The 14,074-nt window shown below is 59.8% G+C and carries 13 protein-coding genes; 8 read left to right on the top strand and 5 right to left on the bottom strand.

Annotated elements, in window-relative coordinates; all coding sequences use genetic code 11:
- Nucleotides 1-260 precede the first annotated feature (260 nt).
- Complete coding sequence (gene typA / locus AAHA41_RS15360) at nt 261-2,072, top strand: translational GTPase TypA (RefSeq protein ID WP_041209495.1); 1,812 nt, start codon at nt 261-263, stop codon at nt 2,070-2,072.
- Nucleotides 2,073-2,548: 476 nt separating this feature from the next.
- On the opposite strand, the gene AAHA41_RS15365 is transcribed toward typA, so the two are convergent.
- From AAHA41_RS15365 to def, 5 genes are all read right to left on the bottom strand, one after another.
- Nucleotides 2,549-3,991 carry a TrkH family potassium uptake protein gene (locus AAHA41_RS15365; protein ID WP_323069975.1) on the bottom strand — a complete coding sequence of 481 codons (1,443 nt, stop codon included), beginning with the start codon at nt 3,989-3,991 and terminating at the stop codon, nt 2,549-2,551.
- 96 nt (nt 3,992-4,087) lie between these two features.
- Entirely contained in the window at nt 4,088-5,464 is a 1,377-nt protein-coding gene (gene trkA, locus AAHA41_RS15370; protein ID WP_033114770.1) for a Trk system potassium transporter TrkA, read from the bottom strand.
- Nucleotides 5,465-5,543: 79 nt separating this feature from the next.
- Entirely contained in the window at nt 5,544-6,836 is a 1,293-nt protein-coding gene (gene rsmB, locus AAHA41_RS15375; RefSeq protein WP_041209498.1) for a 16S rRNA (cytosine(967)-C(5))-methyltransferase RsmB, read from the bottom strand.
- 60 nt (nt 6,837-6,896) lie between these two features.
- Nucleotides 6,897-7,841: a methionyl-tRNA formyltransferase gene (gene fmt, locus AAHA41_RS15380; protein ID WP_323069974.1), complete on the bottom strand. Its 945-nt coding sequence runs from the start codon at nt 7,839-7,841 to the stop codon at nt 6,897-6,899.
- A 12-nt stretch (nt 7,842-7,853) separates the two neighbouring features.
- The gene (gene def / locus AAHA41_RS15385) at nt 7,854-8,366 is read right to left on the bottom strand and encodes a peptide deformylase (RefSeq protein WP_041209500.1); all 513 of its coding nucleotides are present in this window, start codon (nt 8,364-8,366) and stop codon (nt 7,854-7,856) included.
- Nucleotides 8,367-8,474: 108 nt separating this feature from the next.
- Between def and AAHA41_RS15390 the strand changes: the two genes are divergently transcribed.
- The 7 genes from AAHA41_RS15390 (at nt 8,475) to hemF (ending at nt 14,034) form a co-directional block, all read left to right on the top strand.
- Nucleotides 8,475-9,566 (top strand): LysM peptidoglycan-binding domain-containing protein, encoded by a 1,092-nt coding sequence (locus AAHA41_RS15390; protein ID WP_323069973.1) that lies wholly within the window; start codon nt 8,475-8,477, stop codon nt 9,564-9,566.
- 2 nt (nt 9,567-9,568) lie between these two features.
- Nucleotides 9,569-10,684 carry a DNA-processing protein DprA gene (dprA, locus tag AAHA41_RS15395; RefSeq protein ID WP_323069972.1) on the top strand — a complete coding sequence of 372 codons (1,116 nt, stop codon included), beginning with the start codon at nt 9,569-9,571 and terminating at the stop codon, nt 10,682-10,684.
- Nucleotides 10,677-11,150, top strand: a complete 474-nt coding sequence (locus AAHA41_RS15400; protein WP_041209503.1) for a DUF494 family protein — start codon at nt 10,677-10,679, stop codon at nt 11,148-11,150. Before dprA ends, AAHA41_RS15400 begins: the two co-directional genes overlap by 8 nt.
- A gap of 55 nt (nt 11,151-11,205) precedes the next feature.
- On the top strand, nt 11,206-11,763 hold the full coding sequence (locus tag AAHA41_RS15405; RefSeq protein WP_104016281.1) for a type I DNA topoisomerase: 558 nt from the start codon (nt 11,206-11,208) through the stop codon (nt 11,761-11,763).
- A 74-nt stretch (nt 11,764-11,837) separates the two neighbouring features.
- Complete coding sequence (gene purE / locus AAHA41_RS15410) at nt 11,838-12,341, top strand: 5-(carboxyamino)imidazole ribonucleotide mutase (RefSeq protein ID WP_033114778.1); 504 nt, start codon at nt 11,838-11,840, stop codon at nt 12,339-12,341.
- A gap of 121 nt (nt 12,342-12,462) precedes the next feature.
- A complete protein-coding gene (locus AAHA41_RS15415) occupies nt 12,463-13,023 on the top strand; it encodes a Sua5/YciO/YrdC/YwlC family protein (RefSeq protein WP_071913756.1) in 561 nt (186 codons plus the stop codon).
- A 102-nt stretch (nt 13,024-13,125) separates the two neighbouring features.
- Nucleotides 13,126-14,034 carry an oxygen-dependent coproporphyrinogen oxidase gene (hemF, locus tag AAHA41_RS15420; protein ID WP_323069970.1) on the top strand — a complete coding sequence of 303 codons (909 nt, stop codon included), beginning with the start codon at nt 13,126-13,128 and terminating at the stop codon, nt 14,032-14,034.
- The last annotated feature ends 40 nt before the right edge of the window (nt 14,035-14,074 follow it).

The following is a 14,074-nucleotide window of genomic DNA, read 5'->3' on the forward strand; positions in this document are numbered from 1 at the left end:
TTCAGGGCAATCCCGTCTCGGTGGTTCCCCAAAAGCAGGCAATCTCGACTGGTGTTGCATCAAAATAGTGCGACCGCGGATCGTTTTGGTGCACTGAAATAGTGCGCAAGATGCGGTCGCACCCCATATAAGCAGGGTTTACAGACGAGGTCTATGATCCAGATCCGTTGTCATGCGCGAATGTACTGCAATTCTGCTAGGCAGATCACAAAGGCAAGAGTACAATTAGCGCCCAATTTTACCCGGTGATTGAGGCGAGAATGTTAGAGAATTTACGCAATATTGCGATTATTGCGCACGTTGACCACGGCAAAACGACGCTGGTGGACAAACTGCTGCAGCAGTCCGGTACCCTGGACCGCTCCACGGAAGGCCAGGAACGGATCATGGACTCCAATGATCTGGAACGGGAACGTGGCATCACCATTCTCGCCAAGAACACTGCGATCCGCTGGAATGACTACCGCATCAACATCGTTGATACCCCGGGTCACGCCGACTTCGGTGGTGAAGTTGAGCGCGTACTGTCCATGGTTGACTCCGTGCTGCTGCTGGTTGACGCCGTTGACGGCCCGATGCCGCAAACCCGTTTCGTGACCCAGAAAGCGTTCGCTCAGGGTCTGAAGCCGATCGTGGTCATCAACAAGGTTGACCGTCCGGGTGCTCGTCCTGACTGGGTAATGGATCAGGTATTTGACCTGTTCGACAACCTGGGCGCGACTGACGAACAGCTGGACTTCAAAGTGGTTTACGCCTCTGCACTGAACGGTTGGGCCACCATGGATCAGGACGTCGAGTCCGAGAACATGGAGCCGCTGTTCCAGGCTATCGTCGACAACGTGGAAGCCCCGAAAGCTGACACCGAAGGCGCGTTCCAGATGCAAATCTCCCAGCTGGACTACAACTCCTACGTGGGCGTTATCGGTATCGGCCGCATCACCCGTGGTCGCGTCAAGACCAACCAGCAGGTCACCATCGTTGGTGCCGACGGCAAGACCCGCAACGGTAAAGTCGGTCAGGTGCTGGGCTATCTGGGCCTGTCCCGTACTGAAGTCGCCGATGCGCAAGCTGGCGACATCATCGCCATCACCGGTCTGGGCGAGCTGAAGATCTCCGACACCATCTGCGACAACGGTGCTGTTGAAGCCCTGCCGCCGCTCTCCGTTGACGAGCCGACCGTGAACATGACCTTCCAGGTCAACACCTCACCGTTCGCCGGTAAAGAGGGCAAGTTCGTGACCTCCCGCAACATTCTGGAGCGTCTGAACCAGGAGCTGGTCCACAACGTGGCCCTGCGCGTGGAAGAGACTGATGATCCGGACAAGTTCCGCGTATCCGGTCGTGGTGAACTGCACCTCTCCATCCTGATCGAAAACATGCGTCGCGAAGGTTACGAGCTGGCGGTATCCCGTCCGGAAGTAATCCTGCGTACCGTTGACGGCGAACTGCAAGAACCGTTCGAAACCGTAACTGTGGACGTGGAAGAAGCGCACCAGGGTTCCGTGATGGAGCAGCTGGGTCTGCGTAAGGGCGAAATGACCAACATGACCCCGGATGGCAAGGGTCGTGTCCGCCTGGACTTCATGATCCCGAGCCGTGGCCTGATCGGCTTCCAGACCGAGTTCATGACCATGACCTCCGGTACCGGTCTGCTGTACCACACCTTCGACCACTACGGTCCGCACAAGGGTGGCAGCATCGGTGAGCGTCAGAACGGCGTGCTGATCTCCAACGCTACCGGTAAGGCACTGACTTACGCCCTGTTCGGTCTGCAAGACCGCGGTCGTCTGTTCATCGGTCACGCGACCGAAGTGTACGAAGGCCAGGTGATCGGTATCCACTCCCGTTCCAACGACCTGACTGTTAACTGCCTGAAAGGCAAGCAGCTGACCAACATGCGTGCCTCCGGTACCGACGAAGCTCAGGTTCTGACTCCGCCAATCCGCATGACTCTGGAACAGGCTCTCGAGTTCATCGACAACGATGAACTGGTAGAAGTGACTCCGAAGAGCATCCGCATCCGTAAGAAGCTGCTGACCGAGCTGGATCGCAAGCGCTCTGGCCGTGGTTAATCCCATGTGCTGAGTCTCGGTAGCCCTCGCGGTTGCTGACGATTCGCTGATAGAAAGGCCCAAACCTCAGGTTTGGGCCTTTTTTTATCTGCGTTGGGCTGGGCTGAACGGTTGCACCTTGCCTTGTGGATAAGCGCTGCTGCGGAGCGTGGCAGGCTCTCAATGGGCGTTTGGCTTGCTATGGCTCGATGCAGAGGGCGTGTTCTGGAGGCAGGGCTCTGCAGATCGGAAGATGGCCTTACCGGGCCTGCTGGCAGGGGCGGGCTCTTATGGGTGAGCCAAAGCAATCGCTATAAATTTAATTTATGGATTTTGTCTTAATGACCCAGCTTTACCTTATGTGAGCAAAGTGGGCTGCCTGAAGCACTCTGTGGCTCATGCCAAGCCGTTACAGGGCGGTGCCCGATCCGGGGGCATAAAAAACGACGCCCTCCACCGGTTGTTATCCATCGGTGGAGGGCGTCGTTACTTGCGCGTTACTGGCGCCAGAACGAGGGGAAGAAGAGTACGGCGACCGTCAGGATCTCCAGTCGTCCCAGCAGCATGCCGAACGACAGCAGCCACTTGGCCGAGTCGGGCAGGCTGGCAAAGTTGGTGCTGGGGCCCACCACCGGCCCCATCCCCGGCCCCACGTTGGCAACCGCGGTGATGGAGCTGGAGATGGAGGTGAGGGGGTCGAGCCCGATGGCGGCCAGCAGCGCCGCGATCACCAGAATGATGGCGAAGTAGGCCAGCACGAAGGAGATCATCGAGCGGATGATGGCGTCGTTGACCGTCCGGCCGTTGTACTTCTGGGGAAATACGCCGGAGGGGTGCATCAGCTGGCGCATCTGCTTCTTGAACAGGGCAAAGGCCACCTGTACCCGGAAGATCTTGAGGCCGCCCGCAGTCGAGCCCGAGCAGGCGCCAAGCGCCAGCAGCACGATGAAGGTGATGCTGGCGAGCGGCCCCCAGGTACCGAAGTCACCGAGACCGTAACCTGTGGTGGTGAGCACCGAAACGATGTTGAAGCAGCTGATGCGCAGGGCATCCCAGAAGTCGAACAGGTTCCGCTCCCACAGGTAGAAGGTCATGATGGCGGTGACCCAGACCACCAGCCAGAAGAAGCCGCGTACTTGGGCATCCTTGAACAGGCTGTAATCCCGGTGGTTGAGGCTCTGCACGTAAAGCAGGAAGGGCAGGCCACCGAGGAACATGAACAGGGTGCCAATCCAGTGTGCCGAGTTGGAGAAGTGGGACATGGATTGATCGGAGGTGGAGTAGCCGCCGGTACTGAGGGTGGTCATCGAGTGGTTGATCGCCTCGAACAGCGTCATGCCGCTGGCCCAGTAGGCCATCATGCAGAGCATGGAGAGCACCAGATAGACCAGCACTATGTTGTTGGCCACCGTCTTGGCCCGTGGCGCACTTTTATCCGACCAGTCCGAGCTCTCGGTCTGGAACAGCTTCATGCCGCCGACGTTGAGGTAGGGCAGCACAGCTACCGCCATCACGATAAAGCCGACCCCGCCCAGCCACTGCAGGATGGAGCGCCACAGCAGGATGCTGTGGGCCATGTTGTCGAGGCCGGAGAGCACGGTAGAGCCGGTGGTGGTCACCCCCGACATGGTCTCGAAGTAGGCATCGGTAAAGTTGATGTGGGTGATGAAGACAAAGGGCAGCGCCCCGAAGATACAGGCCACCACCCAGACCGAGGTGGTGAGCAGGAACATCTCCCGCACCCCCAGATGAAACTCTGCCTTGCGCCCGTAATGGAGGCAGAGCAGGGCGGCGCCGTGGGTGATGAGCACCGATTTGAGGAACTCGACGAACCCCTCGGAGCCGGTCAGCAGGGCCAGCAGGGTCGGCAGCCACATGAAGAGCGCCAGCTTGGAGAGCACCAGCCCGAGAGTAAAGATGATGGGACGCAGCTTGATCATGTTCGATAACCTGGTCGGTGATTGAAAAAAGACCCGGAGCATCCCCTTGGTGGGGCTGAGCCGGGTCTGGCGTGACAGTGAGCGGCCATGGGCCCGTTACAGGAAGAAGGGGCTGGGCTGGAACAGCCGTTCCACTTCCGGGATGTACTTCTTGTCCACCAGGAACATGACCACGTGGTCATCCTGCTGGATCCTGGTGCGATCGTGAGCGATAAGCACCTCATCCCCGCGCACCACGGCACCTATGGTGGTGCCCGGCGGCAGCTTGAGTTCACCCACCGTCTTGCCGACCACCTTGGAGGTGTTCTCGTCACCGTGGGCGATCGCCTCAATTGCCTCGGCAGCACCGCGGCGCAGACTGTAGACGTTGGCGATATCGGCCCGGCGCACGTGGGTCAGCAGCGCCGAGATGGTGGCCTGCTGCGGCGAGATGGCGATATCGATGGAACCGCCCTGCACCAGGTCGACGTAGGCGCCGCGCTGGATCAGCACCATGGTCTTCTTGGCCCCCATCTTCTTGGCAAGCAGCGCCGACATGATGTTGGCCTCATCCTCGTTGGTGACGGCGATGAAGACGTCGATCTGGTCGATGTGCTCCTCGGCCAGCAGCTCCTGATCAGCCGCATCGCCGCAGAAGACGATGGTGTTCTCCAGCAGTTCGGAGAGCTGCTCCGCCCGCTTCTGGTTGCGCTCGATAAGCTTGACGCTGTAACGCTTCTCCAGCTGACGGGCGAGACCGGCGCCGATGTTGCCACCGCCGACGATCATGATACGGCGGTAGGGGCTCTCGAGGCGCTGCAGCTCCGACATCACGGCGCGGATATGGCCCGCGGCGGCGACGAAGAACACCTCGTCATCCGCTTCGATGATGGTGGTGCCTTGCGGGCGGATCGGGCGGCCCTGACGGAAGATGGCTGCTACCCGGGTCTCGATGTTGGGCATGTGCTCGCGCAGGGTGGAGAGGGCATTGCCCACCAGCGGGCCGCCGTAGTAGGCCTTGACCGCCACCAGACCGACGCGGCCACCTGCGAAATCAACCACTTGCAGGGCGCCCGGATACTCGATCAAACGACGTACATAGTCGGTCACCAGCTGCTCCGGCGCGATCAGGTGATCCACCGGCACCGATTCCGGCAGGAACAGGCGATCCCGCTCGGTCAGATAGGCGGGCGAACGGATCCGCGCCACCTTGTTCGGGGTGTTGAACAGGGAGTAGGCGACCTGACAGGCGATCATGTTGGTCTCGTCACTGTTGGTGACGGCGACCAGCATGTCGGCATCCTGAGCGCCCGCTTCGCGCAGCACCTTGGGGTGAGCGCCATGGCCGTTGACCACCCGCAGGTCAAACTTGTCCTGCAGTTCGCGCAGGCGCTCGCTGTCGGTATCGACGATGGTGATGTCGTTGTTCTCTCCGGCCAGGTTTTCGGCCAGAGTGCCGCCGACCTGGCCGGCTCCCAAAATGATGATTTTCATAGGGAACGTCTACTCACGTTGAGGCAGTAAAGGGGCATGCCGCCAGCATAGCGATTGCCCCGGAAGAAGCATGTCAGCGTCACAGCTTGACCAGCTTGGCGTAGTAGAAGCCATCCATCTCGGCTTCACCCGGCAGGAACTGGCGACCCGGGCAATCCGGGGTGTCCTGTTCGTGCAACGGTACCAATTTGGCATCTTTGGTCGCGGCAAGGAAGGCGCGGATCTGTTCGCGGTTCTCTTCCGGCAGGACGGAGCAGGTGGCGTAGAGCAGGGTGCCGCCGCTCTTCAGCTTACCCCAGAGGGCGTTCAGAATGCGGCGTTGCAGCTCGGCCAGCTCGCGAATGTCCTGATCACGGCGCAGCCACTTGATGTCGGGGTGGCGACGGATAACGCCGGTGGCGGAGCAGGGGGCATCCAGCAGGATGCGGTCGAACTGGCCCTCCGGCCACCACTGTTCCGGTGCCGCGGCATCGCCGTGGATCACTTTGGCGGTCAGGCCGATGCGATCCAGGTTCTCCTGCACCCGCTTGAGGCGGTTCTCGTCGGCATCGACGGCGACCACGCCGGCCAGCTTGGGTTGACGCTCCAGCAGGTGGGCTGTCTTGCCGCCGGGGGCGGCGCAGGCATCCAGCACCCACTCGCCCGGTTGTGGATCGAGCAGGGCGGCAGCCTGTTGTGCTGCGCCATCCTGTACCGAGCAGTCGCCGACCTCGAAGCCGGGCAGCTTGGTCACGTCGCAGGGACGCTCCAGCAGGATGCAATCCTCGCCCTCTTCACCGGCCACCGCATTGATGCCGGCTTCGGCCATGCGGGCCAGCATCTGCTCGCGGCTCTGGCGCTGGCTGTTGTTGCGGATCCACATGGGGGGGCGCTGGTTGTTCGCCTCCATGATGAACTCCCACTCGTCGGGATAAGCCTGACGCAGGCGCTTGGTGAGCCACTCGGGGTGACCGAGGCGCACGCTCGGCACGCGGTCGATACGCAGCAGAATCACTTCGGCGCTGCGCTGGAAGTTGCGCAGCACACCGTTGATGAGGCCACGCAGGGAGGTGCCCTTGAGCAGTTTGACCGCGTTGACGGTCTCGGCCACCGCCGCGTGAGCCGGAATGCGGGTGTAGATGAGCTGGTAGAGGCCGACCAGGATGAGGTAGTGGAAGATGCGGCTCTTGTTTTTGAGCGGCTTGTCCATCATCTCGCCGACTGCTGCATCGAGGCGGGGCAGCCAGCGCAGGGTACCGTAGCAGAGTTCTTGCAGGAGGGCGCGATCGCGGGGCGCAACCTTCTCCTGGGCAGCAGGCAGAACGGCGGAGAGGGACTGGCCCTGATCCAGCACCTGTTGAATAACGAGAGCAGCCTGTGCGCGTGTTTTCATAGTGTTACCTTAGATGCGCAAGTCGGGGCCTGGGCCCCGCTTGTGTCAATTCAATCCAGTTCAATTCAATTGCGTGCCGGGTTCAAACCAGTCGCGGCGAGAGTTGAGCAGGTCCGTCACGGACATCGCCTTCTTGCCGGGCGGCTGCAGGGTCAGCAGGCGCAGTACCCCTTTGCCGGTGGCGATATCGATCCCCTGCTTGTCGGCCTTGAGCAGGGTTCCGGCGGGCTGGCCATGGTCGCTGTCGATGACGGCGGCTTGCCATACCTTGACGGTCTGGTCAGCCACTTCGAACCAGCTGATGGGCCAGGGATTGAAGGCGCGGATGCAGCGCTCGATGGCGACGGCCTCCATCGACCAGTCGATGCGGGCCTCTTCCTTGGAGAGCTTCTCGGCGTAGTTGGCCAGCGCATCGTCCTGCACTTCGGCTGTGGTATCGCCGGCGGCCATGGCGTTGATGGTGTCGACCAGCGCCTGCGGGCCCATTTCGGCCAGCTTGTCATAGAGGCTGGCGGAGGTCTCGTCGGCGGCGATGGGGCAGGTCACTTTGCGGATCATGGCGCCGGTATCCAGCCCCACATCCATCTGCATGATGGTGACGCCGGTTTCGGCATCGCCCGCCCAGATGGAGCGCTGGATCGGTGCAGCACCGCGCCAGCGCGGCAGCAGGGAGCCATGGACGTTGATGCAGCCCAGACGCGGGGTATCGAGCACCGCTTTGGGCAGGATCAGGCCATAGGCCACCACCACCATCAGGTCGGCGCCAAGGGCTGCCAGCTCGGCTTGCGCCTCTTCCTTGCGCAGGCTAGCCGGTTGATAAACCGGCAGATTATGGGCCAGCGCCAGCTCTTTGACCGGGCTGGCGGTGAGCTTCTGGCCGCGACCGGCGGGCTTGTCCGGCTGGGTATAAACGGCGACGACCTCGTGGTCGGAAGACAACAACGCCGCCAGGTGACGGGCGGCGAAGTCGGGAGTACCGGCAAAAATCAGTTTCAACTTATTCAACGGGGCAGATCCTCAGAGGGCTTTGCGATCTTCACGGGCCATCTTTTCCAGCTTCTGGCGAATGCGTTGGCGCTTGAGCGGGGACAGGTAATCCACAAACAGCTTGCCCATCAGGTGATCCATCTCGTGCTGGATGCAGATGGCGAGCAGATCGTCCGTTTCCAGTTCAAACGGCTTGCCGTGGCGATCCAGCGCGCGGATCTTGATCTGTTCGGCGCGCGGCACCAGAGCACGACTGCCGGGCACGGAGAGGCAACCCTCTTCGATGCCGGTGCTGCCACACTGGGAGATGACTTCCGGATTGATCAATACCAGAGGGTCTTCACGGTTTTCAGAGACATCGATCACTATGATGCGCTGATGAATGTCCACCTGTGTTGCAGCCAGGCCGATGCCTTCCTCTGCGTACATGGTTTCGAACATATCATCTACAATTTGCTGTAACTCGGGTGTAAAGGTCTCGACAGGGGCTGCGACGGTGCGCAAGCGCTCATCGGGAAAACGCAATACATCTAGAATGGCCATAGTTTTTTCTTTAGTTTCGTATAAATGCAGTCAATATTGGCGTAATTCTAGTCATTTACGCCGACAAAAAACAGCAACACTTTGCGCGCAGAAGTAACAGGGAGTGTTATGTATCTGAAGCGAACCATCCTGGCCTGTCTGCTGGTTGCCGCGAGCCCGACTCTGCTGGCCGACCAGTTGAGGCTTAAAGCTGGCTATCCCGAGAGCTATGTCGTGCAAAAAGGCGACACATTGTGGGATATCTCCGGCAAATATCTCTCCGAGCCCTGGCTCTGGCCCCGTCTCTGGAATATCAACCCTCAGATTGCCAATCCGCACTGGATCTACCCGGGTGATGTGCTGCAACTGAGCTGGGTCAATGGCGAACCCCGTCTTGGCAAGGCGATGCAAGGGGGCAAGCAGGTCATCCGCCTGAGCCCGAAAAACCGCTACGAGAGCAAAGCCAATCCGATTCCTACCCTTCCTATCAGCGAGATTGGCCCGTTTTTGCAGACCGACCATATCCTAGCCAACTCTCAGGAAGGAAAAAAACTGCCCTATCTGCTGGGGTCGGATGAGAAACATATCGGTATGCTGGAGGGGGATACTCTTTATGTCCAGGGGGCTTTGACCCCGGGCCAGGTGTATGGCGTGTACCATCCCGGCGCCATCTACAAGGATCGTGATACGGGCGAGCTGCTTGGGCAGGAGGCCGTGCTCACCGGTATCGTTCGAGCGGTGGCGCGCCTGGATGGTGATCGCACCGAAGTGACTCTGACTCACAACCAGAGGGAGGTGCTGCAGGGCGACAAGGTGATGCCGCTACCCGAGCAGGAGAGTATGCCTGCCGTATTCATGCCCAAGGCGGCGCCTGCCATCCAGCCGGGTTATGTCGTCGACCTGCCAAGCAAGGCGCGAGGTGGTGGCAAGTTCGACGTGGTGCTCATCAACAAGGGGCGTCGGGATCTGCTGTCGGCGGGCGATGTGCTCGATATTCGCCGTCCCGGTGCAGCGCTGGTCACCAAGAACGGTACTGTCCAGTACAAAGAGCTCTCGTCGGTCTACAACAAGGTGTTTTACAGCAGCAACAAAAAGGCGCCACTGCCTTCCGAAGCGATTGCCCGGGTCATGCTGTTCAAGGTGTATGACAAGCTGAGTTACGGCCTCATCATGCAGAGCACGGACATGGTGAGTACTGGTTATCAGGTAACTCACTTCTGACCGTGCACTATCCTGACGATCGCCTTGCCCTCTGGCTTTCGCTGGATGCTGTCACCGGGATTGGCCCGGTGACGGCATCCCGTCTGCTGGAGCGGGTTGGCGGCGATATTCAGCAGCTGTTTCAGTGTGACGAAACGCAGTTGCACCAGATGGGGCTGTCGCCAGAGCGGATCCGCCAGTTGCGCTGGCCATCACCTGTTGTCGAGCAGAGCCTGATGTGGGCTACCCAGCCCTGCAATGCACTACTCCCGCAGGATCATCCCGCTTACCCTGCCTTGCTCAGGGAGATCCCCGCCGCCCCCTTGCTACTCTACTGCCGTGGCGAGCTTTCTGCTTTGTCTCTTCCACAGCTGGCGATGGTGGGGACCCGCCATCCAACCTATGCCGGCAAGGATAATGCGGCCCGTCTTTGTAGCGAGCTGGTTGGCTGTGGCTTGGCAATTACCTCAGGTCTTGCGCTTGGCATCGATGGTGTCTGCCATCAGCAGGCCCTGACCGCCGGAGGCATGACCCTGGCGGTGTTGGGGTCAGGGCTGGGTCAGCTCTATCCCAAACGTCATCAAGCGCTGGCTGCGGCGATACTCGAGCGGGGCGGCGTATTGATTTCCGAGCTGGCACCGGACAGAGGGCCGCAGGCTGAACATTTTCCCCGCCGCAACCGTATCATCAGTGGCTTATCCCTTGGCACTCTGGTGGTTGAGGCTACCGAGCAGAGTGGTTCACTCATTACGGCGCGCTATGCGCTTGAGCAGGGCCGCGAGGTATTTGCGGTGCCCGGAGCGCCGCAAAACGGGCAGGCAACCGGGTGCAATAAATTAATTCAGCAGGGGGCCAAACTTGTGTTGAGTGCGGCCGATATAGTGGAAGAGCTGCCCGAATGGGCAGTGCGGTTGCCGGAACCGGTCGTATCATCTGAGCAATCGCATAATAGCGAATTGCCTTATGCAGATTTGTTGGATAACGTAGATTACGAGACCACAAGTGTGGATACCGTCGCCGAGCGGGCCCAGCTTCCTGTCGAAGTGGTATTAGGCAGGTTGGTAGAGCTGGAGCTGGCCGGAGCAGTCACGGCGGTCGCCGGTGGATACGTCAGAGCGAGGAGGGTGAATCATGTTTGATGTATTGATGTACCTTTTCGAGACCTACATCCACAGCGATGCAGATGTGATGGTCGAGCAGAATGAACTCACCGACGAGCTGAGCCGTGCCGGCTTTGACAAGGAAGAGATCGACAAGGCGCTGACCTGGCTGGAGCGGCTGGCCAATCTGCATGACAGCGAGCGGGAGGTCTATGTAGCCGCCAGTGCGCAAGGCTCCATGCGTATCTATGCTCCGCAAGAGCTGGCTCGTCTCAGCACCGAGTGCCGCGGTTTCCTGCTGTTTTTGGAACAAGCCCAGGTACTTAACGCCGAGACTCGCGAGATCTGCATCGAGCGCCTGCTGGAGCTGGATAAGCCGGACATCGAGCTGGATGACCTCAAGTGGGTCGTCATGATGGTGTTATTCAACGTGCCGGGCAGTGAAAATGCCTACCAGCAGATGGAAGAGCTGGTGTTTGACGAGTCAGACGGCGTCATTCACTGACAGTCCGGTGCCGCGCTGGTAGAATTCAGGCCATCTGGATTTCAAGGCGCGGCCCATGTCAAAAATCGATCATCACCTCTTTTCAGCCCACGAACATGCCTTCGAGCGCGAGCCGTGCCCGCAGTGCGGGGCCGAGCTGGTGATCCGTCAGGGCAAGCATGGCCCCTTTCTCGGTTGTTCTGCCTACCCCGCCTGTGACTATATTCGTTCTCTGACGCCATCCGGCCGCGATATCGAGAAGGTGCTCGAGGGCTCTGCCTGTCCTGAATGCGGTCAGCCACTGGCGATCAAGAAGGGGCGTTATGGTCTGTTTGTGGGCTGTACTCACTATCCGGCCTGCCAGCATATCGAATCCCTGCAGGAGAGCGACGATACACAGATCCTCTGCCCCGAGTGTGGCAAGGGCCATCTGGTGAGCCGCACCTCCCGCTACGGCAAGCAGTTTTACTCCTGCGACGGCTATCCACACTGCAAATATGTGGTGAATGACAAGCCGGTTCCCATGCCTTGCCCGCAGTGTGGCTGGGGCATCATGGTGGAGAAAAAGGTGCGGGGAACACTGCGCTGGGTCTGTCCGCAAAAGAAATGCGGCCATCAAAGTGAGCGGGTATAATCGCGCCGCCATAACGGAACTAAAACGTTTTCGGCGAACTTCAACCCCCCACTTGGAGTAAGGAAATTCCCACCATGAAGAAACCCTTTGTTGCCGTACTGATGGGCTCTGACTCTGATTTCCCCGTGATGCAAGCCACCCTTGAAGTGCTCAAGTCGTTTGATATCACAGTGGAAGTCAAAGTGACTTCAGCCCACCGGACCCCGGCTGCGACCCACCAGTATGTGACCGATGCCGAGGCCCGTGGCTGCAAGGTATTTATCTGTGCTGCCGGTCTGGCTGCCCATCTGGCAGGGGCAGTTGCAGGTATCACCACGCGTCCCGTGATCGGGGTGCCCATCGATGGTGGTCCGCTGAAAGGGCTGGATGCGCTGCTCTCAACCGTACAGATGCCGGGCGGCGTACCGGTAGCGACGGTTGCCATCGGCAAGGCGGGAGCCAAGAATGCCGGTTATCTGGCAGCCCAGCTGCTGGCTGTCGCTGACGACGAGCTGGCCGCAAGAGTGCGTGCCGAACGCCAGAAGAGCGCCGAAGAGGTGATGGCGAAAGATGCTGCCTTGCAGGCGCAGCTGAAGTAAGTTTCTAGGTGGCCGCCTGTTGCACGGTGCTCCCCTCCGAGATGCCGGGTTTGCAACGGTGGCCATTGTGTTGATAGCAACCCAATGATGAGGCGGCAGCTGGACTGCCGCATTTTTTCTGATGCAAAACGAATTTGAACAAGCGGTTGCCGCGCTTAAGAGCGAAGGGGTGATCGCCTATGCAACCGAGGCGGTCTTCGGTCTGGGTTGTGATCCGGACTCCGAACTGGCCGTGCAGCGTCTGCTCGATATCAAGCAGCGCCCGGTGGAGAAGGGCTTGATCCTGATTGCGGCCGAATTGGGGCAACTGCTCGATTATATCGACCTGAGTCAGCTCACCGCAGAGCAGCTGGCTCGGGTAGAGGCCAGCTGGCCAGGCCCTTTTACCTGGATCATGCCTGCCAAGCCCGACACTCCCTCATGGCTGACCGGTCAGTTCGATACGCTGGCAGTGCGGGTCACGGCGCATCCGCAGGTACAAGGGTTGTGTCGGGCCTTTGGCAAGCCGCTGGTCTCTACCAGCGCCAACCTGACTGGCGAAGAGCCGGCTCGCCGCGTGGCCGATATCGGCGAACTGCTGGCAAGCAAGCTGGCCTATATCCTGCCGGGTGAGGTGGGTGGACAAGCCAACCCCTCCGAGATCAAGGATGCCAGAAGCGGCGCAATTATCCGCCCTTCCTGAATGGCGGACCGCTTTGCGGCCATGCCGGCGGACTAGCCTGCCTGTAATATCACTATAAAAAATGAGCGGGACTCTGTAGATCCCGCCTGAGCTGGAGACAAGATGAGCAAACCGGATGTGGCCCGGGTCAAGGCCTTTCTGCTGCAGTTGCAGGACGAGATCTGCCGTGGCCTGGAGCAAGCCGATGGCCGTGGACACTTTGTGGAAGATGCCTGGAGTCGTGAAGGCGGTGGTGGTGGGCGTACCCGCGTGCTGCGCCATGGTGCAGTGATCGAGCAGGGAGGGGTCAACTTCTCCCATGTGTATGGGGATGCCATGCCGGCTTCTGCCACCGCTCATCGACCCGAACTGGCCGGTCGCAAGTTCGAGGCGATGGGGGTCTCTCTGGTGATCCATCCACACAACCCCTATGTGCCGACCAGCCACGCCAACGTCCGTTTCTTCATTGCCGAGAAAGAGGGCGAAGAGCCCATCTGGTGGTTTGGCGGTGGTTTTGACCTGACTCCTTTCTATCCGTTCGAAGAGGATGTTCGCCACTGGCATCAGGTTTCTCATGACCTCTGTCAGCCGTTTGGCGCAGATATCTATCCGGAATTCAAATCCTGGTGCGATCGCTACTTCTTCCTCAAACATCGGGACGAGACACGCGGCGTCGGTGGCCTCTTCTTCGACGACCTGAATCGCTGGCCCTTTGCCGACTGCTTCGCCTTTATGCAGGCAGTGGGTAACGGTTACCTTGCGGCCTATCTGCCGATTATCGAACGACGCAAAGATCTTGCCTATGGCGAGCGGGAGCGTGAGTTCCAGCTCTATCGTCGCGGACGTTATGTGGAGTTCAATCTGGTGTTCGATCGGGGCACCCTGTTCGGGTTGCAAAGCGGTGGCCGTACCGAGTCGATCCTGATGTCGATGCCGCCTCTGGCTCGTTGGGAGTATGACTGGCAACCGGCCGCAGGCAGTCCGGAAGCCTTGCTCTACACTGATTACCTCAAGCCACGCGAGTGGTTGTGAACGAAGGGGCCATAACGGCCCCTTTTTGTTAGCCGATATT

Origin of the sequence: Aeromonas sp. SER (genome assembly GCF_038739615.1) — a bacterium.
Lineage (GTDB): Bacteria > Pseudomonadota > Gammaproteobacteria > Enterobacterales > Aeromonadaceae > Aeromonas > Aeromonas jandaei.

Coding starts and splice junctions, on each gene's coding strand:
- typA (WP_041209495.1), top strand. CDS start 261: ATGTTAGAGAATTTACGCAATATTGCGATTATTGCGCACGTTGACCAC.
- AAHA41_RS15365 (WP_323069975.1), bottom strand. CDS start 3,991: ATGATCAAGCTGCGTCCCATCATCTTTACTCTCGGGCTGGTGCTCTCC.
- trkA (WP_033114770.1), bottom strand. CDS start 5,464: ATGAAAATCATCATTTTGGGAGCCGGCCAGGTCGGCGGCACTCTGGCC.
- rsmB (WP_041209498.1), bottom strand. CDS start 6,836: ATGAAAACACGCGCACAGGCTGCTCTCGTTATTCAACAGGTGCTGGAT.
- def (WP_041209500.1), bottom strand. CDS start 8,366: ATGGCCATTCTAGATGTATTGCGTTTTCCCGATGAGCGCTTGCGCACC.
- AAHA41_RS15390 (WP_323069973.1), top strand. CDS start 8,475: ATGTATCTGAAGCGAACCATCCTGGCCTGTCTGCTGGTTGCCGCGAGC.
- AAHA41_RS15400 (WP_041209503.1), top strand. CDS start 10,677: ATGTTTGATGTATTGATGTACCTTTTCGAGACCTACATCCACAGCGAT.
- AAHA41_RS15405 (WP_104016281.1), top strand. CDS start 11,206: ATGTCAAAAATCGATCATCACCTCTTTTCAGCCCACGAACATGCCTTC.
- purE (WP_033114778.1), top strand. CDS start 11,838: ATGAAGAAACCCTTTGTTGCCGTACTGATGGGCTCTGACTCTGATTTC.
- AAHA41_RS15415 (WP_071913756.1), top strand. CDS start 12,463: ATGCAAAACGAATTTGAACAAGCGGTTGCCGCGCTTAAGAGCGAAGGG.
- hemF (WP_323069970.1), top strand. CDS start 13,126: ATGAGCAAACCGGATGTGGCCCGGGTCAAGGCCTTTCTGCTGCAGTTG.